Origin of the sequence: Actinokineospora alba, from assembly GCF_004362515.1 — a bacterium.
GTDB lineage: Bacteria > Actinomycetota > Actinomycetes > Mycobacteriales > Pseudonocardiaceae > Actinokineospora > Actinokineospora alba.
This window is the reverse complement of record NZ_SNXU01000001.1, coordinates 4,262,397-4,285,117: the sequence shown is the minus strand read 5'-3', so window position 1 is coordinate 4,285,117 and position 22,721 is coordinate 4,262,397. Positions and strand designations below refer to the sequence as shown.

General features: G+C 69.9%; 17 protein-coding genes and 1 riboswitch. Of the genes, 4 read left to right on the top strand and 13 right to left on the bottom strand.

Going from position 1 to position 22,721, the window contains the following annotated elements; all coding sequences use genetic code 11:
- Positions 1 to 148: 148 nt before the first annotated feature.
- The 4 genes from C8E96_RS19755 to dnaE all read right to left on the bottom strand — a co-directional run bounded on the left by C8E96_RS19755 (position 149) and on the right by dnaE (position 6,687).
- Positions 149 to 892, bottom strand: a complete 744-nt coding sequence (locus tag C8E96_RS19755; protein ID WP_133794590.1) for a hypothetical protein — start codon at positions 890 to 892, stop codon at positions 149 to 151.
- Between the two features lie 164 nt (positions 893 to 1,056).
- Positions 1,057 to 2,271 (bottom strand): cytochrome P450 family protein, encoded by a 1,215-nt coding sequence (locus C8E96_RS19750; protein WP_091374467.1) that lies wholly within the window; start codon positions 2,269 to 2,271, stop codon positions 1,057 to 1,059.
- 94 nt (positions 2,272 to 2,365) lie between these two features.
- Entirely contained in the window at positions 2,366 to 3,121 is a 756-nt protein-coding gene (locus tag C8E96_RS19745) for an MBL fold metallo-hydrolase (RefSeq protein ID WP_324187060.1), read from the bottom strand.
- 32 nt (positions 3,122 to 3,153) lie between these two features.
- Positions 3,154 to 6,687 (bottom strand): DNA polymerase III subunit alpha, encoded by a 3,534-nt coding sequence (dnaE, locus tag C8E96_RS19740; protein ID WP_091374464.1) that lies wholly within the window; start codon positions 6,685 to 6,687, stop codon positions 3,154 to 3,156.
- Positions 6,688 to 6,747: 60 nt separating this feature from the next.
- Here dnaE and C8E96_RS19735 point away from each other — a divergent pair, with 60 nt between their 5' ends.
- Both C8E96_RS19735 and C8E96_RS19730 read left to right on the top strand, forming a co-directional pair.
- Positions 6,748 to 7,383 carry a nucleoside/nucleotide kinase family protein gene (locus C8E96_RS19735; RefSeq protein ID WP_091374462.1) on the top strand — a complete coding sequence of 212 codons (636 nt, stop codon included), beginning with the start codon at positions 6,748 to 6,750 and terminating at the stop codon, positions 7,381 to 7,383.
- 131 nt (positions 7,384 to 7,514) lie between these two features.
- The gene (locus tag C8E96_RS19730) at positions 7,515 to 8,570 is read left to right on the top strand and encodes an AsnC family protein (protein WP_407642680.1); all 1,056 of its coding nucleotides are present in this window, start codon (positions 7,515 to 7,517) and stop codon (positions 8,568 to 8,570) included.
- On the opposite strand, the gene C8E96_RS19725 is transcribed toward C8E96_RS19730, so the two are convergent.
- The 7 genes from C8E96_RS19725 to C8E96_RS19695 form a co-directional block, all read right to left on the bottom strand.
- Positions 8,567 to 8,836 carry a hypothetical protein gene (locus C8E96_RS19725; protein ID WP_091374456.1) on the bottom strand — a complete coding sequence of 90 codons (270 nt, stop codon included), beginning with the start codon at positions 8,834 to 8,836 and terminating at the stop codon, positions 8,567 to 8,569. The two genes, C8E96_RS19730 and C8E96_RS19725, sit on opposite strands and share 4 nt — an antisense overlap.
- 65 nt (positions 8,837 to 8,901) lie before the next feature.
- Positions 8,902 to 9,831, bottom strand: coding sequence for an RluA family pseudouridine synthase (locus C8E96_RS19720; protein WP_091374454.1), 930 nt, complete (start codon positions 9,829 to 9,831; stop codon positions 8,902 to 8,904).
- A complete protein-coding gene (gene lspA, locus C8E96_RS19715) occupies positions 9,828 to 10,412 on the bottom strand; it encodes a signal peptidase II (protein WP_228769869.1) in 585 nt (194 codons plus the stop codon). Before lspA ends, C8E96_RS19720 begins: the two co-directional genes overlap by 4 nt.
- 33 nt (positions 10,413 to 10,445) lie before the next feature.
- Positions 10,446 to 11,810, bottom strand: coding sequence for an aminotransferase class V-fold PLP-dependent enzyme (locus C8E96_RS19710; RefSeq protein ID WP_091374450.1), 1,365 nt, complete (start codon positions 11,808 to 11,810; stop codon positions 10,446 to 10,448).
- A 30-nt stretch (positions 11,811 to 11,840) separates the two neighbouring features.
- Positions 11,841 to 11,956, bottom strand: a riboswitch (SAM riboswitch).
- A 98-nt stretch (positions 11,957 to 12,054) separates the two neighbouring features.
- Positions 12,055 to 13,536: a potassium/proton antiporter gene (locus C8E96_RS19705; protein ID WP_091374446.1), complete on the bottom strand. Its 1,482-nt coding sequence runs from the start codon at positions 13,534 to 13,536 to the stop codon at positions 12,055 to 12,057.
- A gap of 73 nt (positions 13,537 to 13,609) precedes the next feature.
- The gene (locus tag C8E96_RS19700; protein WP_091374444.1) at positions 13,610 to 13,885 is read right to left on the bottom strand and encodes a DUF167 domain-containing protein; all 276 of its coding nucleotides are present in this window, start codon (positions 13,883 to 13,885) and stop codon (positions 13,610 to 13,612) included.
- A complete protein-coding gene (locus C8E96_RS19695) occupies positions 13,885 to 14,457 on the bottom strand; it encodes a TetR/AcrR family transcriptional regulator (protein ID WP_091375538.1) in 573 nt (190 codons plus the stop codon). Before C8E96_RS19695 ends, C8E96_RS19700 begins: the two co-directional genes overlap by 1 nt.
- 89 nt (positions 14,458 to 14,546) lie before the next feature.
- On the opposite strand from C8E96_RS19695, the gene C8E96_RS19690 reads away from it, so the two are divergent.
- Entirely contained in the window at positions 14,547 to 15,014 is a 468-nt protein-coding gene (locus tag C8E96_RS19690; protein ID WP_091374441.1) for a hypothetical protein, read from the top strand.
- Positions 15,015 to 15,229: 215 nt separating this feature from the next.
- On the top strand, positions 15,230 to 16,663 hold the full coding sequence (locus C8E96_RS19685; RefSeq protein WP_091374439.1) for a phospholipid carrier-dependent glycosyltransferase: 1,434 nt from the start codon (positions 15,230 to 15,232) through the stop codon (positions 16,661 to 16,663).
- A 996-nt stretch (positions 16,664 to 17,659) separates the two neighbouring features.
- Here the strand turns inward: C8E96_RS19685 and C8E96_RS19680 are convergent.
- Positions 17,660 to 19,252: a penicillin-binding transpeptidase domain-containing protein gene (locus C8E96_RS19680; protein WP_228769868.1), complete on the bottom strand. Its 1,593-nt coding sequence runs from the start codon at positions 19,250 to 19,252 to the stop codon at positions 17,660 to 17,662.
- 132 nt (positions 19,253 to 19,384) lie between these two features.
- A complete protein-coding gene (gene ileS / locus C8E96_RS19675; protein WP_091374437.1) occupies positions 19,385 to 22,525 on the bottom strand; it encodes an isoleucine--tRNA ligase in 3,141 nt (1,046 codons plus the stop codon).
- Between the last annotated feature and the right edge of the window lie 196 nt (positions 22,526 to 22,721).

Below are 22,721 nucleotides of genomic sequence, written 5' to 3'. Positions count from 1 at the left end.
CGCAGGCTAACCGCCGAATCCGGTGCTCCGGTAAGGACCTGGGCAACGTCACTGTCCACGTGGGCCGCGAAGGGTCAGCGCGGGCAACAGGTCGACACGCGTGGGCGGCGGCCGTGAATGCGCGTGCCTGCGGGCGTGGCCGGCGCCGTCAGCGGTGGGCGGGGAGCGCTTCGCCCGCGAGTTCCTTGCGGCGGGCGACGAGCCGGGCGATGTCGCGGCCCTGGTCGGTCGGGAGGATCCACTCACCCGGTGGCACGGCGATGCGCACCGCGGGGCCCGGGGTGACCGTCACGTTCAGCTCCCCCACACCCGGGACATGCAGCGTGGCGCGGCGGGCGACCATGACCTGTTCGATCGTGCCGACGTCACCGAAGTCGACGGTGGGGCGAGCGGAGCGCAGCCTGCTCCGGCTGCCGATGAGGGTGATCCGATCGGCGCCGACCAGCAGTTCCAGGCCGCGAGCGCCGCGGGCGGGCCACGGGACCTCGACGGGTGAATCGGCGAATTCGGCCGTGTACGGCAGGAGAACCCGCCTGCGCGCCCGATCGGCGACGGTGAAACCCAGCAATCCCAACAAGACCGCGCCAAGTGGGGCGGTCATCCAAGCGACGGCGGGGACACTGAGCCCGAGGTACGCCCCGGACACCGCACCGAGCACAGCGGCGGCATGCGGCCAGCGGCGCGGGCGGAACCGGTGGAGGGCGAAGTAACCCGCACCGGCGGCGAGGATCAGGGCGGGCACGGCCAACCCCGGCAGCCACCCACCGAACATCAGAACGGCGGCGACACCCAGGAGCGGCCCAAGCGCGATCACAGCGGCGAGTTGCGGTCGCACCCGGCGCAGCCGGGTGGCCACCACGCCACCACTGTCCTGATCATGTTGCCCCCGCACCAGGTCACGGTACCCAATGCGGCGGCCGGAACCTGGGATTACTGAGGCGTGGCGTGCTCTCTCCCTCGTTCCATCCCGTCGTTACGTGGGGTCTCCCTCGGCCTCAATTGTTTAAGTCTCGGGTGGTGGCATCAAGGGCGGCCAAAGATCTCGCTGGCCTTGCGTCAGCCTTGGGGGCGGACGCGGAGTTCCTCCAGGCCGCGAATCATGCTGTTGCGCCAGCGCAGGTCGTCCTTGTCCTGGGCCAGGGTCATGTTGGGGAAGCGGGACAGCAGGCCGCCGAGGGCGATCTCCGCTTCCATCCGTGCCAACGGGGCGCCGACGCAGTAGTGGATGCCGTGGCCGAAGGCGAGGTGGCCGCCCGCGTTGCGGGTGACGTCGAGTTGGTCGGCGTCGGGGAAGCGGGCCTCGTCACGGTTGGCGGCGGTGACGGCGACGACGACGAATTCGTCGGCGGGGATCTCGGTGCCGCCCAGGACGAGCGGCTGGGTGGTGAGCCGGAAGGTCGCCAGATTCACGGGGCCGTCGTAGCGGAGGAACTCCTCGATGGCACCCGAGAGCAACGTGGGGTCGGCCTTGAGCGCCGCGAGCTGGTCCGGGCGGGTCAGCAGGCCGAGCATGGCGTTGCCGATGAGGTTGACCGTGGTCTCGTGACCCGCGACAAGCAGGAGGAAGGCCATGGAGACCAGTTCCTCGCCGGAGAGCCGGTCGCCGTCTTCGCTGGCCTCGATGAGGGCGCTGAGCAGGTCGGCGCTAGGCTCGGCGCGCTTCGCCTCGATGAGGCCGATCAGGTAGGTCTGCATCGACGCCGCCGCGTTGTGCAGTTTCTCGGAGCGGTCGTTCGACAGCAGCTGGTTCGACCACGACCGGAAGTCGTCTCGGTCGTCGATCGGGACGCCGAGCATCTCGCAGATCACGGTGATCGGCAGCGGGAAGGCGAAGGCCTCCAACAGGTCGATCTCGTGGGCGCCGTCCATCCCGGCGAGCAGCTCTTCGGTGATCGCCTCGATGCGTGGCCGCAGATGGTCGACGCCGCCCGCGGTGAACGCCTTGTTGACGAGCTTGCGCAGCCTGGTGTGGTTGGGCGGGTCCGTGTTGAGCATGTGCGACGACAGGCTGGTGCTGAAGTCGACGCGCTTCGCGCCGGGCGCCAGGTGGCGGTCGATGATGTCGGCCGACTTGCGCACGTTCTTGCTCAGCGTCGGGTCCGCCAGCGCCGCACGCGCCTCGGCGTAGTCGGTGACCAGCCAGACGCGCACCCCGGTCGGCAGCTCGACCTTGCGGACCGGGCCGGTCGAGCGCAGTTCGGCGTAGACCCCGTACGGGTCCTCGATGAATCGGGTGCCGAGCTTGATGTCGTTGTCCAGCACGGAAACCATCCCCCCAGTGGTGTGTGGTTGAAGCCCCTTGGTTTCCACCGTACCGCTGACCGCGCTTACCTGTCGTGGCTATGTCGGCGGGCTGAGCCGATGATCAGCTCGGGCCGAGCCGGACAACGAGGTCTTCATCGGCGGTGAGCACCTCGCCGTCGAAGGTGGATCGCGCCGCGGCCGCGGCCGCTTCCCGGTTGTTGCCCGGCCAGAAGTGCGTGAGCATCAGTCTGCGAGCGCCTGCCTGGGCGGCCCAGTATCCCGCTTCCTCGGCGGTGAGCAGGTTGCGGTGCTGCTGCTGTCGCTCGCCTGCCCTGTCGGTGGCTTCGACGATGTACAGGTCGGTGTTTCGACCGAGTTCGGCGAGGAGCGGGTCTGGGCCGGTGTCCCCGGTGTAGGCGAGCGCGAACTCGTCCGTCTGCAGTCGGATGCCGGCGTTGGGCACGTAGTGAGGCAGCAGGAGGGCGCCAAGCTCGAACGGGCCGACTCGATACGTCCCTGGCAACTCGCGGACGGTGAACACGGTACGCAGGTCGACCTCGGGTTCCAGTGCGCCGAGCCGGTCCAGCACACCCGGCGTGCAGTACAGCGGCAGCTTGCGGCCACGATTTTCGCCGTAGAGGTACATCCGAAACAGCCCGTGCAAGTCGATGCAATGGTCGGGATGTTCGTGGGTGATGACAACGGCGTCCACGGCGCCGTCCGGGCAGTGCGCCAGCAGCCGCGGCAGTGTGGCGTACCCGAGGTCGAGCACCACGCGGAAGCCATCCCATTCCACCAGGAAACCGCTGCAGGCCCGGCCCGGTTCCGGATAGGCGCCACAACTTCCAAGGACCGTGACCTGTCGCATCAGCAGCATGCAGGTTTCCCGCGATCAAGCCATCCGCAGGCCTAGGAGAGGCAGCCGGGACCCAGCAGCGCCTTCAGGTCCCCCATCAGCGACGGCGACGGGCTGACCCGCAGCGCGTCGTCGAGTTTGAGCAGGGTCTGGCGAGGTCCGTTGATCAGTTTCAAATGGACTTCGGTGGTTCCCGGGTAGGAACCGAGGACGTCCTTGAGCTGCGCGACCAGCGGGGGTGTGCACTTGGTCGCCGCCATGATCAGCCGGAACGGCGCGCCCGCCGCGTTGGACAGGTCGGGGACCGCCAGGTCGTTCGCGATCAGCGAGGTCCGGTCGTCGCGCTTGGCGACCCGGGCCTTCACCAGGACGATCGCGTCCTCGAGCACCCCCATGCCGATCACCGCGTACGTCTTCGGGAAGAACAGCACCTCGATGCCGCCTGCGAGGTCCTCGAGCATCGCCGACGCCCATGGTTCGCCGTTGCGGTTCACCCGCCGGTTGACCGAGGCGAGAATCCCGCCGATCACCACCTGCGTCCCGTCTGGGATGCCGCCTTCGAGGATCGCCGCGATGGACGTGTCGGACTGTGAGGTGAGCACGTGCTCCACCCCGTTGAGCGGGTGGCCCGAGACGTAGAGGCCGAGCATCTCCCGCTCCAGCGCGAGCTGGTGCTTGGACTCCCAGACCTCGTCGGGCACCCGCACGTCGAAGACGCTGGCCACTTCCTCGTCCCCGCCACCGGCCGCGCCGAACAGGTCGAACTGCCCGACCGCTTCGGCCTTCTTGGTGTCCATGACCGCGTCGATGGCGTCGGTGTGGATCAGGAACAGGCCCTTGCGCGGGTGCTTGAGCGAGTCGAACGCACCCGCCTTGATCAGCGATTCGACGACCTTCTTGTTGCAGGCCACCGCTTCGACCTTGCGCAGGTAGTCGGAGAAGTCGGTGAACTCCCCCTTCTCGGTACGCGACTTGATGATCGAGTCGACGACGTTGGCGCCGACGTTGCGGATCGCGCCGAGGCCGAACCGGATGTCGTTGCCGACCGGGGCGAACTCCTTCTCCGACTCGTTGACGTCGGGCGGCAGGACGGTGATGCCCATCTTGCGGCATTCGGCCAGGTAGACGGCCGCCTTGTCCTTGTCGTCGCGCACACTGGTCAGCAGCCCGGCCATGTACTCGGCCGGGTAGTTCGCCTTGAGGTAGGCCGTCCAGTAGGAGACCAGGCCGTACGCGGCGGAGTGCGCCTTGTTGAACGCGTAGTCGGCGAACGGGACGAGGATGTCCCACAGGGTCTTGATCGCGTCCTTCGGGTAGCCGTTCTTCTCCATACCGCCGGAGAAGTTGACGAACTCCGCGTCCAGGACCTCTTTCTTCTTCTTACCCATGGCCCGGCGGAGCAAATCCGCTTGTCCGAGCGTGTATCCCGCGAGTTTCTGCGCGATCGCCATGACCTGCTCCTGATACACGATCAGGCCGTAGGTCGTGCCGAGGATGTCTTCCAGCGCCTCCGCCAGGGCGGGGTGGATCGGGGTGATCTCCTGCTGCTTGTTCTTGCGCAGCGCGTAGTTCGTGTGCGACTTCGCGCCCATCGGACCCGGCCGGTAGAGCGCGCCGACCGCGGAGATGTCCTCGAAGTTGTCGGGACGCATGAGGCGCAGCAGGTCGCGCATGGGCCCGCCGTCGAGCTGGAACACGCCGAGCGTGTCCCCGCGCGAGAGCAGCTCATAGGTCGGCTTGTCGTCCAGGCCAAGGGTTTCCAGGTCCGGCACCGGTTTGCCGTTGCGCTCGATGTTGCGCAGCGCGTCGTCGATGACGGTGAGGTTGCGCAGGCCGAGGAAGTCCATCTTCAGCAGGCCGAGCGACTCGCACGTCGGGTAGTCGAACTGCGTGATGATCGACCCGTCCTGCGGGCGCTTCCACAGCGGGATCGTCTCCATCAGCGGCTCGGCGCTCAGGATGACCGCGCAGGCGTGCACACCGGCGTTGCGGATCAGGCCTTCCAGGCCGCGCCCGGTGTCGATGATCTCCTTGACCTGCGGGTCGCTGTTGTACAGCTCGCGGATCTCGGTGGCCTCGGCGTAGCGCTTGTGCTGCGGGTCGAACAGGTTGTTGAGCGGGATGTCCTTGGCCATGACCGCGGGCGGGTAGACCTTGGAGATCTTGTCCGCGACGGCGTAGCCGGGCTGGCCGAACAGCACCCGCGCGGAGTCCTTGATCGCGGCCTTCGCCTTGATCGTGCCGAAGGTGATCACCTGCGCGACCTTGTCCGCACCCCACTTCTCGGTGGTGTAGCGGATGACGTCACCGCGCCGACGTTCGTCGAAGTCGATGTCGATATCGGGCGGGCTGACCCGGTCGGGGTTGAGGAACCGCTCGAAGATCAGCCCGTGGGCCAGCGGGTCGAGGTCGGTGATGCCCATCGCGTAGGCGATCAGCGCGCCCGCGGCGGACCCTCGGCCGGGGCCGACCCGGATGCCGTTGTTCTTCGCCCACTGGATGAGGTCGGCGACCACGAGGAAGTACGCCGGGAACCCCATCTGGGTGATGACGTTGATCTCGAACTCGACCTGCCTGCGGTGTTCCTCGTCGACGCCGCCGGGGAACCGCTTGTGCATGCCCTCCCACACCTGCTGGCGGAAGAACTCGTCCTCGGTCATGCCCTCGGGGATCGGGAACTTCGGCATCAGGTTGCGGAACTCGAACATCCCGCTGATGTCGACCTTCTCCGCGATCACCAGCGTGTTGCGGCACCCCTCCTGCCACGGGTCCGAGGAGTCGATCGCGCGCATCTCGTCGGGCGACTTGAGGTAGTAGCCGGTGCCGTCGAACCGGAACCGCGTCGGGTCTTGCAGCGTGCTGGCCGTCTGCACGCACAGCAGCGCGTCGTGCGCGTCGCGGTCGTCTGCATACGTGTAGTGCGAGTCGTTGGTGACCACGAACGGAAGGTCGACCTTCTTCGCGACGGCGATCAGCCCGTCGCGGACCCGGCGCTCGATCTCGATGCCGTGGTCCATCAACTCGACGAAGAAGTTGCCCTCGCCATAGATCTCTTTCCAGGCGCCGGCGGCGGCCACAGCCTCGTCGAACTGGCCGAGCCGGAGCCTGGTCTGCACGTCGCCGGACGGGCACCCGGTGGTCGCCATCAGGCCCGCCGAGTGCTCGGCGATCAGCTCGCGGTCCATCCGGGGCCATTTGCCCAGCTGGCCTTCCAGCGACGCCAGGCTCGACAGCCTCATCAGGTTCTTCAGCCCCTGATTGTCGCGGGCCCAGATCGTCTGGTGGTTGTAGGCGCCGCTACCGCCGACGTCGTCGGACTTCTGGCCCGGGTCGCCCCAGCGGACCCGGTCCTTGTTGAAGCGCGACGCGGGCGCGATGTAGGCCTCGATGCCGAGGATCGGCTTGATCCCGGCGCCTTTGGCCTGCCGGTAGAAGTCGTAGATGCCGTTGGTGTGACCGTGGTCGGTGATGGCCACCGAGGTCATGCCGAGGCGCTCGCACTCGGCGAACATGTCCTTGAGCTTGGCCGCTCCGTCGAGCATCGAGTACTCGGTGTGCACGTGAAGATGAGCGAAGGAGTCAGCCACGGGAACACCTTAGTCGGGCCGTCGGACAGTTCTGTGGACCGGCACGCGAGACAGGGAAGGATGGCGGGTGTGCGTTTCCGACCGCTTTCGCCGCCCGCTCTCATCGACGAGGTGTCCACGCAGGTGGCGGCGCGTCCGGAGATCACCCGCGTGATCATCGACGGTGCGCCGCCCACTCGCCCGGACGTGCTGGCCGACCGGATCGGCGAGCGGCTGCGGGTGCTGGGCCGTCCTGTATTGAGGGTCTCGGCGGCCGATTTCCGCCGCGCCGCGTCCCTGCGGTTCGAGCGTGGACGCACAGACCCGGACGCCCGGTACGACGACTGGCTCGACGGCGGCGCGCTGCGGCGTGAGGTGCTCGACCCGTTGGGCCCCAACGGGTCGCGTCGAGTCCTGCCGCGACTGTGGAACACCGACACCGACCGAGCCGTCCGCGCCGAGTATGTCGACCTCCCCCAGGGTGTGGTGCTGATCGACGGCGAACTGCTGTTGGGCCGCGGCCTGCCGCACGACTACTCCGTGCACCTATGGCTCTCCGCGCCCGCGCTGGCCCGCAAGCTCCCGGAGAGCGAGCAGTGGGCGCTGCCCGCGTTCGCCCGGTACGACGCCGAGGTGCGGCCGCTCTATATGGCCGACACCGGTGTGCGCGCCGACGATCCGCTGCGCCTGGCCGTGCTCGACGACGCCCCCGTGTGAGCGGACGATCACTCAACCGGATCTTCGCCGGGCCGGTGTGACGGCTTCCGGCGCAGGACGAAGGGGGACCCGGTAGCGTGCGATCCGTGACGGATCCCATGGACGCACGGGTGCTCGGCGTAGTCGCCGAGATGGGCCGTGCCGCGGTGCACGAGGTTGCCGCGCGGCTGGGCATGGACCCTCGCGAGGTGGCGTCCCGACTGGTCGCGCTGTCCGCGGCGGGTGTGCCGCTGCTTGTCGGCGTCGAGTGCGACCAGGCCGGTGTGCGGGCCGCGCTGGCCCGGATGACGCCCCCCACCAACTACGGAGCGCCAGCCCCGGGACACGCCGGACCTGGCCAAGGTGTGCACGGCACACCGTCCGGGGTCTATGGCGCGCAGGGGACGCCCTCGGGCGTGTACGTCGCTCAGCAGACACCGCCCGGCCAGCCCTACGGCGCGCAGGGAACGCCGTCGGGTGCTTACGGAGCGCAAGGGACGCCTTCCGGGGTCTACCCGCCGTCGCCGCCCGCCGGGTACCAGCAGCAGCCCTACCAGCCACAGCAGCAGCAGCAGCAGTTCCCGCCGTCCGGCCCGCACCAGGTCCGCACCGGCCCGCCCAGCCAGCCGTTCCCCACGCCGACCGGCCCGCCGAGCCAGCCGTTCCCGACGCCCGCCGAGCCGATCTCCACCTGGGGACCCCCGGGCAGTTCGTCCTGGGCGCGCGGCGACCAGCCTCCCGCCACGACCATGGCCGACGACCGCACGCGACCCACGACCCGGCCCCGCAGGCAGGGCGTCGCGGGCGAGACGCTGGAGGCCGAGGGCCTGGAGGGCGAGCGGCTGTCGATCCAGCTCGTCGAGGTCGTCGACCCGGCCGACTACCTGTTCACCGCTGCGGGCTACCGGCTGCAGGCGGGCGAGCGCTCGGTCGTCGTGCACACCGAGCTGACCAACCGCGGCACCGTCCGCTTCGGCACGCTGCCCGACCTCTACCTGGTCCTGGTCACCCCGGACGGCAAGTCGATGTCCAAGGCGCCGGTGTCGCTCTCGTCCCGGCCGCCGCACCGCATCGGCGTGGCGCCGGGCGAGACCGCGGGCGGACACACCGTGTACGTCGTGCCCGAGGACCTCGAGATCACCGCGGTGCAGTGGAGCCCCCGCCCGGATGAGGAATCCCGGACGCTCACCTGGAAGATCGAGAACTAGCGGCCGAACAGCTTGCCGAACCAGCTCTTCTTGCCCGCGCCCGGGTTCTCGGTGCCCGGATCCGCCACCGGGATCGGCGACGTCGGCGGCTCACGGTCGTAGCGCACGTCGTCGGGGTTCACCCGGACCGTCTCGTCGACGTCGTCCGAGGACGCGCCGATCACCGACGGCGCGGCGCCATCCTGCATGAACCGACCGTGTCCCCCGGTCGCGAACGGATCACCGTCGTTCGCACCATCCCACTTCGCCTCGCGCTGATCGCTCATCGCTCCCCACCCTCTTGCCGACTCTCCGACCTAAACTAGCCCAGAGCGACACGAACGGGTGGGATTCAGTAGTCCGCGGCGAGCAATTCCAGCGCCCCGGCGAGGTCGGCGGGGTATTCGCTGGTGAATTCGACCCACCGGCCGTCGTCGGGGTGGTGGAAGCCGAGCGTGCGGGCGTGCAGCCACTGGCGGGTCAGGCCGAGGCGCTTGGCCAGGACCGGGTCGGCGCCGTAGGTGAGGTCGCCGACGCAGGGGTGGCGCAGCGCCGAGAAGTGCACCCGGATCTGGTGCGTACGCCCGGTTTCGAGCTTCACGTCCAGCAGCGACGCCGCGCGGAAGGCCTCGATCGTCTCGTAGTGGGTGATGCTCGGCTTGCCGCCCGCGACCACGGCCCAGCGGTAGTCGTGCTTGGGGTGGCGGTCGATCGGCGCGTCGATGGTGCCGACACTCGGGTCCGGGTGGCCCTGCACGAGCGCGTGGTAGCGCTTCTCGACAGTGCGCTCCTTGAAGGCGCGCTTGAGCACGGTGTACGCGCGCTCGCTCTTGGCGACCACCATGACGCCGGTCGTGCCGACGTCGAGCCGGTGCACGACGCCTTGGCGCTCGGCGGCGCCGGAGGTGGAGATGCGGATGCCCGCGCCCGCGAGTCCGCCGATCACGGTCGGGCCGGACCAGCCGGGGCTGGGGTGCGCGGCCACGCCGACGGGCTTGTCGACCACGACCACGTCGTCGTCCTGGTGCAGCACGATCAGTCCCTCGACGGCGATCGCCTGGACCTCGATCGGCCGCTCCGGCTCGGGCAGCGTCACCTCGAGCCAGGTGCCCGCGAGCAGGCGGTCGGACTTGCCCGCCGGCCTGCCGTCGACCAGCACGTCACCGGACTCGGCGAGCGCGGCGACGACGGTGCGGGACAGGCCGAGCAGCTTCGACAGGCCCGCGTCGACACGCATGCCGTCTAGACCGTCCGGGACGGGAAGGGTGCGGGAGTCGCTCATGCGGATTCTTTCGCCTTGGCCGAGGTGTGGGTGCCGTCGTAGTCGCGGCCGAGCATCGCCATGAGCACGATCAGGCCGCCGCCGACGCAGATCGCCGAGTCGGCGACGTTGAACACCGGCCACACCTCGCCGTTGGGTCCGAACACCGACACGAAGTCGATCACGTGGCCCTGCAGGACGCCCGGGGCACGGAAGATTCGGTCGGTCAGGTTGCCGAGCGCGCCCGCGAGGACCAGGCCGAGGCCCAGTGCCCACCCGGTGGACCGCAGCTTCGGGATGATCCAGATGATCGCCACCACGACCCCGAGCGCGACCAGGCTCAGCAGCCAGGTCATGCCGGTCGCCATCGAGAACGCGGCGCCCGGGTTGCGCACGAGCTGCAGGTAGACGGCGCCGCCGAGCAGCCGGATCGGGGCCTCGCCCTCCAGCGTCGCCACAGCGATGATCTTGGTGACCAGGTCCGCGATGAACACCGCCAGCGCGGCCGAGATCAGCAGCATCCGGCGGCGGGCGGGCAGTGCGGACGGTGCCGGTTCCGACTCGGTCGGGGTATCACGGTCGTCGCCGCGCTCAGTGTTCACCGGTCCATTGTCCATGGTGTGCGTAGCGGCCGGTCAGGACACCTCTCGCAGGAACGACGGCAGCGGCCGCTCGTCGGCCGCGGGCACCCACCGGCCGTCGACCTGCGTGTAGGTGAAGGCCGGTCCGTCGGCGACCAGCGAGCGCAGCGCAGCGACGAGCCGGTCGACGTGTTCGGCGGTCGAACCGAGGCCGAGGCTGGCCCGCACGGCCCGCTGCTGGTCGGCGCCGGAGCGGTCGAGGAGCCTGCGGGTGGCGATGTGCGCGCAGAAGGCGCCGTCGCGCACGCCGATGCCGTGCTCGGCGGACAGGACAGCGGCGGTGAGACCCGCGTCGAGGCCGTCGACGCTGAAGCTGACCACGCCGACCCGGTCCTGCTCAGGGCCGAACAGCTCGAGGACCCGCAGGCCGGGGATGCCGGCCAGGCCCTGGCGCAGCCTGCGCAGCAGGGTCCGCTCGTGCGCGGCGACGTCGTCCCAGCTCTGCGAGAGCGTCTCGCACGCGACCGCGAGCGCGTGCACGCCGACGACGTTGGGCGAGCCCGCCTCGTGCCGCTCGGGGACCGCGGTCCAGGACACGCCGAGGTGGTCGCCCCAGTCGACGACCTGGCGGGTCGCGCCGCCGCCGACCAGGTACGGCTCGGCGGCCTGGAGCCAGTCGGAGCGCCCGATCAGCGCGCCTGCGCCGTAGGGGGCGTAGAGCTTGTGCCCGGACAGGACGACGTAGTCGACGTCCAGCGCGCGGATGTCGACCGGGCGGTGCGGGGCGAGCTGCGCGGCGTCGAGCACCACCCGGGCGCCGTGGCGGCGGGCGACCTTGGCGAGTTCGGCGATGGGCCACACCTCGCCGGTGACGTTGGACGCAGCCGTGAGCACCACCAGCCGGGGACCGACCGGGCAGGTGCTCAGGGCGGCGTCGAGCGCGGCGATGGTGGCGTCCGCGTTGGCGGGGGTCTGGATCCTCTGGACCCGCGGACCGCGCCACGGCAGCAGCGCCGCGTGGTGCTCGGTGTCGAACAGCACGACCGAGGTGCCCTTGGGCAGCGCGCGGGCGAGCAGGTTCAGGCTGTCGGTGGTGTTGCGGGTGAAGACCACCGCGTCGGTCGCGCGCGCGCCCACGAACCGGCGCAGTGTGTCGCGCGCCTGCCCGTAGACCCGGGTGCACACCTGCGAGGCGAAGCCCGCCCCGCGGTGCACGCTGGCGTACCAGGGAAGCAACTCGTCCACGGCGTCGCGCACCGCGTCCAGACAGGGCGCGCTGGCGGCGTGATCGAGATTGGCGTAGCCGACCTGGCGGCCGTCGAGCAGCGGCACGGTCAGGCGGGCGCCGACGACTGTGGGCACGGTGGACTCACTCGGGTCAGCGGTGCGTGCTGTCGGGAAGTTGATGGCGAGCGTCAAGGCAGGCCTCCGGGTCCTGGGACCCGCATGGGTCCGCGCTTGCCCGCTCGCACCACGCGACGGGCCAGGTCCTCACCCGGGGCACCCCACCGCGGAAGGAGGGTTGCCGGTCAGCGAGCCGGGGCTTGACGCTGACACTCATGACCTTGGTCTCGACCCTAGCCGACAACCGCGCCCACACGCAGCACTGTCCAAATCCTGGGAGCCCGCCAGGCGACCCCAACACAACTTCCCGGGAGGCGGACTAGTCCTTGCCGGATTCGCCCTTCCAGCGGGCGTAGCGGCCTGCCCGGTCGACCGCGCGGATCCGGGTCTCGGTGGCCGAGCGCACCGCCTGGGTGGTGACCACGAGGATCTGGTCGCCCTCCTGCAGCCGGGTGGTGGGGCCGGGTGTGAAGCCCTTGCCTTCCCGGGCGACCAGGCTGACGGTGGCGCCCGGCGGGAGCCGCAACTCGGCCAGGTAGACGCCGTGCAGCTTCGAGCCGGGCGGGATGGTCACCTGCAGCAGTTCGGCGTCGAGCTCGTCGAGGGTGGCGACGTCCACCTCGACCTCCTTCGGCTTCGCCCCCGGGTCGAGCTTGAGGACGCGCGCCAGCAGCCCGAGGGTGCTGCCCTGCACCAGCGTGAGCACGATGACCAGCACGAACACCGCGTCGACCAGCTGGGTGGCGCCGGGAACGCCCTGCGACAGCGGGATCATCGCGAGCACGATCGGCACCGCACCGCGCAGTCCCGCCCAGGAGAGGAACACCTGTTCTCGCCACGGCACACGGAATGGCGTGGTGGAGATCAGCACGGACAGGGGTCTCGCCAGGAGGGTGACCACCGCCCCGGCCACCAGCCCGGGCACGATCGCGTCGAGCAGCCGCGACGGTGAGGCGAACAGCCCGAGCAGGACGAACAGGCCGATCTGGGCGAGCCAGCCGAGACCTTCGGCGAAGGAGACGGTGTCGGCCCGGTGCGGCAGCTTGGAGTTGCCCAGCACCAGGCCCGCGATGTAGGTGGCGAGCAGGCCGGAGGCGTGCGCGGCCTGCCCGCCCGCGAACGCCAGGATGCACACGGCGACCGTCGCGAGCGGGTACAGGCCGGTCGCGGGCAGGGCGGCCCGGCGCAGGGCGTGCGTGCCGAGCCAGCCGAGTCCGAGGCCGATCACCGCGCCGACGCCGAGCTCGTAGGCGAGGGTGAGCGGCAGCGTCCAGGTGACCGGGTCGGTCGAGGCGAGCAGCACGACCGCGATGTAGCAGGGCGCGTCGTTCATGCCGGACTCCAGCTCCAACGAGCCGACGAGCCGACGGGTGACCGACAGGTTGCGCAGGACGCTGAACACGGCCGCGGCGTCGGTGGAGGCCAGCACTGCGCCCCAGAGCATGGCCATCCGCCAGTCCAGGCCGAGGATCCAGTGCAGCATCGCCCCGGCGACCCCGACGCTGATCACGACCGCCACTGTGGACAGTGCGATTCCGGGCCACAGCGCGGGTTTCACCTCGTCCCAGCGCGTGGTGAGGCCACCCTCGGTCAGGATGAGGACCAGCGCGGCCAAGCCGAGCGCCTGCGTGAGATCGGCGTTGGAGAACTCGATGCCGAAGCCCGCTTCGCCGAGGAGGACACCGATCCCGAGGTAGAGCAGCAGCGAGGGCAGACCGACCTTCACCGACACGCGCACCGCGAGCACGGCCGCGAGGATCACGGCCGCTCCGATGCCGAGCGCCAAGGTCAGGTCAGCCACGCTACCTCCACGTTGTCAGACGCATTCTCCCCTGCCGCGGGATCGCCGGCGTCTTTCGACAACCAGTCCCGCGTCACCGCTCGTCGAGCAGCCGGTCCAGAGTGGATTTCGCGTCGTCGGGAGGGGGATCGATCTCGACGACCTTGTCCCGGCCGCGGTCCCCCGTCACGATGTGGATGTCCTGGCGGCGCACACCGAAAGCCGCGGCGAGCGCGCGGCGCACCGCCTCGTTCGCCTTGCCCTCGACCGCGGGCGCGGCGACGGCCACGACCAGCGCGTCGGTCCACCGACCGCCGACCTTGGACTTGCGCGCGCCCGGCTTGACCCGGACCCCGAAGCGGAACACCATCAGCGCTCCGCCGGCGGCACGAGGATGACCCGCAGCACGTCGTCGATGTAGGCGCGCTTGCTCGACGCCGAGCGGGGCAGCATCTCCGGCGCCACGCGCATCAGCTGAGCCTGCCCGAGGTAGGCGGAGTACGCGAAGACGGCGCGTCGGCGCGCCATGGTGCGGGCGAAGCCGAGATCCGCGAACTGCGTGACCAGATAGGCGATCCGGCGTTCGGTCACCCGCGACACCGCCGCCGAGACCACGGGATCGGCGGTGGAGGCCAGCAGTGCCAACTCGATGTCGACGGCGTGGTCGCCCGCGAGGATGGTGCTGAAGAGCAACCGCAGCCGCTCCTCGGCGGTGGCACCCTGGTCGGCCAAGCCGATCACAGTCTCTGTGTGCTCGCGTTCCCACCTGGCGAGCGCGGCTTCGAGCAGCGCGTCCCGGGTCGGGAAATGCCAGTAGAGACTGCCTTTCGTGGTGCCGACGCGAGCGGCGAGCGGTTCGACGGCGACCGCGGCCGCGCCGCCTTCGGCGATCGCCTCGAGCGCGATCGCCGTCCAGTCGTCCTTCGTCCTTCTCGTCGGCACACCCATACGCTACCGTACGCTGAGTACCATACGGTTCCGTACGGAAGGCTGTGGCGATGATTCACAATGTGCACCAACGAGAATTCCCCGTGAGCCGCTCGACCATGGGCGGGCTCATCGACCGGATCACGGGCGACGAAAGCCCGCTGTGGCCTGTCGACGCCTGGCCGCCCGTGCGGTTCGACCGACCGCTCTCGGTGGGCGCCACCGGTGGGCACGCGGACATCCGCTACACCTGCACCGCTTACCAGCCCGGCGAACTGGTCGAGTTCACCTTCATCCCCGGCCCGCTGCGGGGCACGCACACTCTCGACGTGCTCGACGGCCCGACTCCGGACTCCTGCGTGCTGCGGCACGTCATCAGCGCGCGCCCCAACGGAATCGGCCACCTCCTCTGGCCGCTGGCCGTGCGGTGGCTGCACGACGCGCTCCTGGAGGACCTGCTCGACCGCGCCGCGGACTCCGTCGGACACCCTCCCGCTCGGCGCGCGAAGTGGTCGCCCTGGGTGCGGATCCTGCATGGGGCGGCGCGTAAACGCGCCCGCACGACGGTCTAAGAGCTACACCCGAATGGCGCATCAAGCGTTCCCGCATCACCCGTAAGGCGGCATGGTTCTTTTACGGAAAGTTGCAGTACGCAAGGGGAAGATCTGCGTTTAACATGGGCGAACGCAGCGTGCGACGGACCGCTCCACTCCCCTGCCGGACTCGCCCACCGAAGGAGGCTCCGCTCGCATCCGGCCCAGTGCCGGATCGCCGAGCAGGCAACCAGATGACCGCACACCGATGGAGTGCCCTCTCCTCGGTCCGCCTCATCGCGCGTTCCTGGCGCTTGCGCGCCGAAGAACGGGCAGCGACCGCGGGCCGGGCGTTATTCCGACTCATCGTCCCGCTCGGCTTGGCCGGGCTGATCGCCGCCCTCCGGGCGGGGATGCTCCAGTCCCCCGCCCAACCCGTCGAAGCACAGCACGTGGCCCAGGTCTACGCCGTGGCCGAACTCGGCAAGCTGCTCGACCCGCTCGGCGCCACGGCGGCGCCGCTGGCCTGGTTACAGATCGGCGGCTACACCGCCGTGACCGACGCCTTCGCCCGGCACGCGACCGGCACCGCCGCCGTCCGCGAGTCGATCCTGTTCGCCTCCGCCTGCTGCGCCCTGCTCGTGTGGCTCTTCGCCCGCCGCATGTCGCTGTCGCGGTGGACCGCCGCCGCGGCGGTCGGCATGGTGGCGCTCTCACCGCTGGCGATCTCCATGCAGACCGCCGTCCGGCCGGAGAACGTGGCCATGCCGTGGGCCCTGGCCGGACTCGGATTGCTGTGGACGCACAACCGGCACCGCTCGCTCGCCCCGGACCTGTGGGCCACGGCGTTCCTGGTCATCGCGGTGATCACCGCCCCGGTCACCCTGGCCCTGGTTCCCACCGGCGCCTGGCTGATCTGGCGGCGCAGGCGCAAGCGCTTGTCACTGATGGTGGCCTCGCTGTTCACCCTCGGCGTCGGCATCGGCCTGGGCACCACGTCGGTCCTCAACGGCGTATACCTGACCGGCGACGGTCCCGTCCCGGCGCACTGGGTGGGCATGGACCCGGTCCTGGCCGCCACCGCCGTCTTCGCCGCCTGCGGCGCCCTGTTCTCCTACCGGCTGCGCCCGCTCGCCGTCGGCGTCCTCACCCTGATCATGACCGCGCTGATCCCCGGCGGCCCCGGAACCGCCGCCCTGACCGTGGTGCCGCCGCTGGCCGCGCTGCTGATCGCCGGGACCGTGGAACTCGGCATCACGCACCGCGAACGGGTCGGCAGGCACCAGCTGGTCCGACCGTTCCTGGTGCCCACGGCGGCGCTCGCGGTGACCGTGGCGGCGTTCGCGATCCCCGCGTGGGCGAGCCCGGTCGGCGCGACCGAGCGGCCCGACATCGCCCCGGCCGCCGCGGCGGCGACCTGGCTGCGGGTGAATCTGCCCGAGGCGCGGATATTGACCGACGATTCGACTTGGGTGGAACTGGTTCTCGACGGACGGCCGATAACCGCCACCACCCGACCGGACGAGTGCGTCGACACCTGTCTGGCCCAATCATGGCTGCTGCTCACCCCGGCGCTGCGCCAGGAGATCGACGTCCGCCCGGGGCTCGCGAGCGCGGTGGACCACAGCAAGGTGGTGGCGGTGTTCGGCTCGGGCGAGACGCGGGTGGAGGTTCGCGGTCGTCCATAGTGGACTGGTTGCCTGCACAGATCTTGACGCCCGTCAAACGTCCATCCCCATGCTAAAGGGGCAATGACGGCGGCAGCGCCTGCGGCTAATCTTGCGGTGCGGAGATCAGGAGGCAAACCAGGAACCATTGCGAGACAAGGAATCAAGGGTGTGGCATCGGCCTAATCCCTCGCTCGAACATCGCCGAACACACCCGAGCGAACGCCGATAGCCGCTGCTGATCCCTCCACCACCGATCCCACCCGACCGACTGGACGACCCCGGGCAACCAGCCCGGCCGAAACCTGACCGGTCGCACCTTCGCTCCACCCCGGGCGCCGAACCGACGGAATCCGCTACAGATTCCGCGGCCCCGGCCAAACCCGATCTGCCCGTTTCCGCCTTGCCTAACGCTGTCCGGACCGCCGCACTCGCCCGCGTGGTGCACCACCCGCAACCCCACACCGCCCCCTGCCGGTGAACTCCGCCGGCACTCCCGGCATGCCCAAGCCGCAGATCGCTTGCCGGGCCAAACCGAACCCCCTCCCACCGCCAGCAAACGCCGCAAGCCCCGCACCCACCCCGCGAGTCGCCCCCTCCGGCAAGCGAGTCGCCCCCTCCGGCAAATGAGTCGCCCCCTCCGGCAAGTGAGTTGCCCCGTCCGGCAAGCGAGTCGCCCCCTCCGGCAAGCGAGTCGCCCCGTCCGGCAAGCGAGTTCGACATTCGCGATGCTCACCGGCCCATGGTCACTGTCGGCCTCACCTGCCCGGAGGGAGACTCAGCCGCACGATCACGTGTCGGGGCCAAGCCTCCGGCGCGATCCAACCGCACCCACGGGGGCCATGACCGACTACGGCCCCCACCAACCGCACCCAAGGAGACCGTCACACAACCCGACCACGCCCCCACCAACCGCACCCCAAGGAGACCGCCACACAACCGGACCACGGTTCCCTAGCAATCCTCACCAGCACCAGAAAGGTGGCCAACCGTCAAAATCCCGGGGAGGCGGCCGAGTCAGGTCCCTTCCAGGAACGTTCCCGCTACCGCTACGGCGGGCGCGGCTGAGCCCGCGTCCTCCACCAGCACCGCGAACGCGACATCCCCTCGATAGCCCGCGAACCAGCCGTGTGAGCGGGTGCCGTCGCCGAACTGGGCGGTCCCGGTCTTGCCCGCCACGGCGCCGTACTTGGACAGTGCCTTGGCTCGGCCGACCGTCACGACCTCGCGCATCATGGTGCGCAGGGACTTGACGGTGGCCGCCGGCGGGCCCTGGTAGCCGGTCTTCACGACGGTGTCCACGCCGGTGAACAGCCGCGGGGTGACCGCCGATCCCTTGGCCACGGTGGCAGTCATCAGGGCGAGCCCGAACGGGCTGGCCTGGACCGTGCCCTGCCCGATGCTGTTCTCCACCTGCTCAGGGATGCCGCGGGCAGACTCGACGCGGCCGGTCTGGGTGCTGATGCCGGGGATCTCGAAGTCCGCCGCGAAGCCGAACTGGGCGGCCGCGGCTGGCAGCGAACCGGACGACAGGTCGGCGGCCAGTGCGGCGAACGTGGTGTTGCAGGACTGGGCGAAAGCCGTGCGCAGCGGGCCGTCGGGGAGTTCGAAGTCGGCGTTCTTGATGCTGCGCGTGCCGATGGTCTGCCTGCCGGGGCACGGCACGACGGTGTCGATACCGGCTTTGCCCGCGTCGAGGAGCGCGGCGGCGGTGACGACCTTGAACGTGGAGCCCGGCGGGTAGAGGCCGTTGAGTGCCTTCGGGCTGCTCCCGGCAGCCGCGTTCTGCGCGACGGCGAGGATGCCGCCGGTCGACGGCTGGATGGCGACCACGATGGCGGCGCCCGGGACCGAGTCCACGGCGGCCTGGGCGGCCTTCTGGGTGGCCGCGCTCAGCGTCGCGGTGACGGGCGGGGTGGGTTTGGCTTCGACGCCGAAGAGGTTCTCGACTTCGGCGCCCGCCTTGTCGAGCAGCACAACCCGCCCGGCGGCGGGGGTGCCGGGCGGCTGAACCTGGTTCTTGATCGCGCTCGCCAGCAGTGGCGCGGCTGTGGGGTCCAGTGGCTTGCCGTCGCGGTCGAGGACGGCGTTCGACGCGGCGGCGGGCTGGCGCACGCCGAGGGAGTGACCGGGCGTCAGCTTGGGATGCACGATGGTCGGGTCCCAGCGGACCCGCCAGCCCGCGGCGGCGCGTTCCATGGTCAACGCGCTCGGGTACGTCCACACCTGGTCGGCACCCAAGGTCCAGCTGATCTGGAACTGCTGGGCGACCTCGGTCGCGTCCGCGGCGGGTGCGGCCTGGTTCGTCCACGCCGTGGCGACCTTCGACGCCCCCAGCATGGTCTTGACGCTGGTCAACACCCGCGAGGCACCGTCACGGTCCGAGGTCATGCTCGCCGCGGTGACCATCTCCTGCGCGGCGAGCGACTTGAGGAACCGGTCGCCGACCTGCAGTGCGGTCATCGTCGGCTGCGCCGATGACGTCTGCGTGCCCGCGACGGCCTGCGGTCCGCGTTGTCGCGGCATCAACACATAGATGGCGGCGCCCAGGCACGCGATCACCGCCAAGGCCCCTATGGACAGAATCCAGCGCTTCCGTGTCGATGACACGTCGAACCCCCAGTACCGCACATCCCCCGACGCGCGACAGTCACGCTTTCACCCACCATGCCAGGGAGGCGACTTCCGTACCACCGAAAGTCGCCTCCCTGATACCCGCACGTGATGTGAATTACCGCCGAACTACCGCTTGCGCACGAGAACCCGCACCTCGACGCCGTCGCCGACGGTGCCGTCGAAACCGGTCTCGACCTCGCCGTACTCCACCGCCTCGGCCAGCGTGTCACCGGCGACGATGCCCTCGTGCGTGCGCACGGCCGCGACCACGTCCTCCGGTGCGCCGACCGTGAGGGTGATCCGGTCGGACACGTCCAGACCGGCGTCGCGCCGGGCCTGCTGGACGACGCGGATGAGGTCGCGGGCGATGCCCTCGGCGGTCAGCTCGGGGGTGACCGCCGTGTCGAGCACGACCAGACCCGAGCTGGCGGGCAGCTCAGCGGTCGCCCCCGGGTCGGTGGCGACGAGCCGACGCTCGTACTCGCCGTCGAGCAGCTCGATGCCGGCCGCGACGACCGCGCCGCTGTCGGCGGTGGTCCACTCCCCCGCCTTGACCGCCTTGATCACCTTCTGCACGTCGGCCCCGAGCCGCGGCCCGCACGCGCGGGCGTTGACCACGAGTTCGAAGTGCCCGTGCGCGGCGACGTCGGTGGTCAGCTCGACCTCCTTGACGTTCACCTCGTCGCGGATCAGCTCGACGAACGGTTCCAGGACGGCCGCGTCCTCGGCCGCCACCAGCAGCCGCGCCAGCGGCAGGCGCACGCGCAGCTTGTTCGCCTTGCGCAGCGCCAATGCCGAGGAACACACCTGCCGGACCCGGTCCATGCCCGCGACCAGCTTGTCGTCGGCGGGCAGGTCATCGGCCGACGGCCAGTCCGCCAGGTGCACCGAGCGCTCGCCGGTCAGACCGCGCCACACCGCCTCCGCGGTGAGCGGCAGCAGCGGCGAAGTCAAGCGGGACACCACTTCCAGCACCGTGTGCAGGGTGTCGATCGCGTCGGTGTCGCCTGCCCAGAAACGGTCACGCGAGCGGCGCACGTACCAGTTCGTCAGCACCTCGAGGTATTCGCGCACCGAGGCACACGAGCCGGAGATGTCGTAGGTGTCCATCGACTCGGTCACCGACACCACAAGCTGGCGCGTCTTGGCCAGCACGTAGCGGTCGAGCACGTGCGTCGAGTCGGCCCGCCAGGTGCCCTCCTTGCCTTCGGCGTTGGCATACAGGGCAAGGAAGTACCACGAGTTCCACAGCGGCAGCACGGCCTGGCGCACCGCGTCGCGGATGCCGCGCTCGGTCACCACGAGGTCGCCGCCGCGCAGGATCGGGCTGGCCATGAGGAACCAGCGCATCGCGTCGGAGCCGTCGCGGTCGAAGACCTCGTTGACGTCCGGGTAGTTCTTGCGCGACTTGGACATCTTCTGCCCGTCGTCGCCCAGCACGATCCCGTGCGCGACGCAGTTGGTGAACGCGGGCCGGTCGAACAGCGCCGTCGCGATCACGTGCATCGTGTAGAACCAGCCACGCGTCTGGCCGTTGTACTCGACGATGAAGTCGCCCGGGTAGTGGTCCTCGAACCACTGCGCGTTCTCGAACGGGTAGTGCACCTGGGCGAAGGACATCGAGCCGGACTCGAACCAGCAGTCCAGCACCTCGGGCACGCGGCGCATGACCGACTTGCCCGTCGGGTCGTCCGGGTTGGGCCGGGTCAGGTCGTCGACGTGCGGGCGGTGCAGGTCGGTCGGGCGCACGCCGAAGTCGCGCTCGAGGTCGTCCAGCGAGCCGTAGACGTCCACCCGCGGGTACTCGGGGTCGTCGGAGACCCAGACCGGGATCGGCGAGCCCCAGAACCGGTTGCGGCTGATGTTCCAGTCGCGCGCGTTCTCCAGCCACTTGCCGAACTGGCCGTCCTTGATGTGCCCGGGCACCCAGTTGATCTGCTGGTTCAGCTCGACCATGCGGTCCTTGAACTTCGACACCGCGATGAACCACGACGACACCGCCCGCTGGATCAGCGCGTTGTCGCAGCGCCAGCAGTGCGGGTACGGGTGGTCGTAGGTCTCGTGCCGGAGCAGCAGACCGGCTTCCTTGAGGTCGCGGATGATCGGCTTGTTCGCCTCGAAGACCTGCAGGCCCTCATAAGGCGCGACCTCGGCGGTGAAGCGGCCGTGCGGGTCGACGGGGACGACGACCTCGATGCCCGCGGCGTCGGTGACGAGCTTGTCCTCCTCACCGAACGCCGGGGCGATGTGCACGATTCCCGTGCCGTCCTCAGTCGTCACGTAATCCGCGGCGAGCACCTGGTGGGCGTTCTCGCGTCCGGCGAAGAAGTCGAACGGCGGCGCGTACTTCGTGCCGAGCAGGTCGGAACCGGTGTAGCGCGCGAGAACCGCGGGCTCCTCACCGAGTTCGCGGGCATACGCCGGGACACGCGCCTCGGCCAGCAGGTAGCGCTTGTCCTCCGGACCCTGCACGACGACGTAGTCGACGTCGGGGTGCACCGCGGCGGCGAGGTTGGACGGCAGCGTCCACGGGGTGGTCGTCCACACGAGCGCCTGGACGCCGTCGAGGTCGGTGCCGGGCGCGAGCAGCCGCAGGCCGACCGTGACCGCCGGGTCCTGCCGGTCCCGGTAGGTGTCGTCCATTTTGGTCTCGGTGTTCGACAGCGGCGTCTCGCAGCGCCAGCAGTACCACAGCACGCGGAAGCCCTCGTAGATCAAGCCCTTGTCGTGCAAGGACTTGAAGGCCCACATGACGCTTTCCATGTAGTCCAGGTCGAGGGTCTTGTAGTCGTTGTCGAAGTCGACCCAGCGGGCCTGGCGGGTCACGTAGTCGCGCCACTGGTCGGTGTAGCGCAGCACCGACGTCCGGCACGCCTCGTTGAACTTCTCGATCCCGAAGTCCTCGATCTCGCTCTTCGACGAGAACCCGAGCTGCTTCTCGGCCTCGACCTCGGCGGGCAGACCGTGGGTGTCCCAGCCGAAGCGCCGCTCGACGTGCTTGCCGCGCATCGTCTGGTAGCGCGGGACGACGTCCTTGACGTAGCCGGTCAGCAGGTGGCCGTAGTGCGGCAGGCCGTTGGCGAAGGGCGGGCCGTCGTAGAAGACGAACTCGTTGGCGCCGTTGTCGCCCGCCGGGCGAGCGTCCACAGTGGCCTTGAACGTCTGGTCGGCGGACCAGTAGTCCAGCACGGCGCGTTCGAGCTCGGGGAAAGAAGGCTGCGCGGGGACAGCGGCGGTGTCGGTGTGATGCGCCCTGGGGTACGGCATCGGTGGTACTCCTCGTACGGATCGGTCGGACCCACACGGGGACGACTCGCGCCGGCCTCCATGCCGCCGCTCGCCGCGGTACCACCCCGCTTGCCGCCGGCGCCGAAACGCCGATGACCGCTCTAGGTCGGCTGTGACGGGCCGATCCCGTCCGGTTCTACTGAGGCTCGCGCCCGTTCTTCCGGAGGCTCCCCGG

Coding starts and splice junctions, on each gene's coding strand:
- C8E96_RS19750 (WP_091374467.1), bottom strand. CDS start 2,271: ATGGTTTCCGTGCTGGACAACGACATCAAGCTCGGCACCCGATTCATC.
- C8E96_RS19745 (WP_324187060.1), bottom strand. CDS start 3,121: ATGCTGCTGATGCGACAGGTCACGGTCCTTGGAAGTTGTGGCGCCTAT.
- C8E96_RS19735 (WP_091374462.1), top strand. CDS start 6,748: ATGGCGGGTGTGCGTTTCCGACCGCTTTCGCCGCCCGCTCTCATCGAC.
- C8E96_RS19730 (WP_407642680.1), top strand. CDS start 7,515: ATGGGCCGTGCCGCGGTGCACGAGGTTGCCGCGCGGCTGGGCATGGAC.
- C8E96_RS19725 (WP_091374456.1), bottom strand. CDS start 8,836: ATGAGCGATCAGCGCGAGGCGAAGTGGGATGGTGCGAACGACGGTGAT.
- C8E96_RS19720 (WP_091374454.1), bottom strand. CDS start 9,831: ATGAGCGACTCCCGCACCCTTCCCGTCCCGGACGGTCTAGACGGCATG.
- C8E96_RS19700 (WP_091374444.1), bottom strand. CDS start 13,885: ATGGTGTTCCGCTTCGGGGTCCGGGTCAAGCCGGGCGCGCGCAAGTCC.
- C8E96_RS19685 (WP_091374439.1), top strand. CDS start 15,230: ATGACCGCACACCGATGGAGTGCCCTCTCCTCGGTCCGCCTCATCGCG.
- ileS (WP_091374437.1), bottom strand. CDS start 22,525: ATGCCGTACCCCAGGGCGCATCACACCGACACCGCCGCTGTCCCCGCG.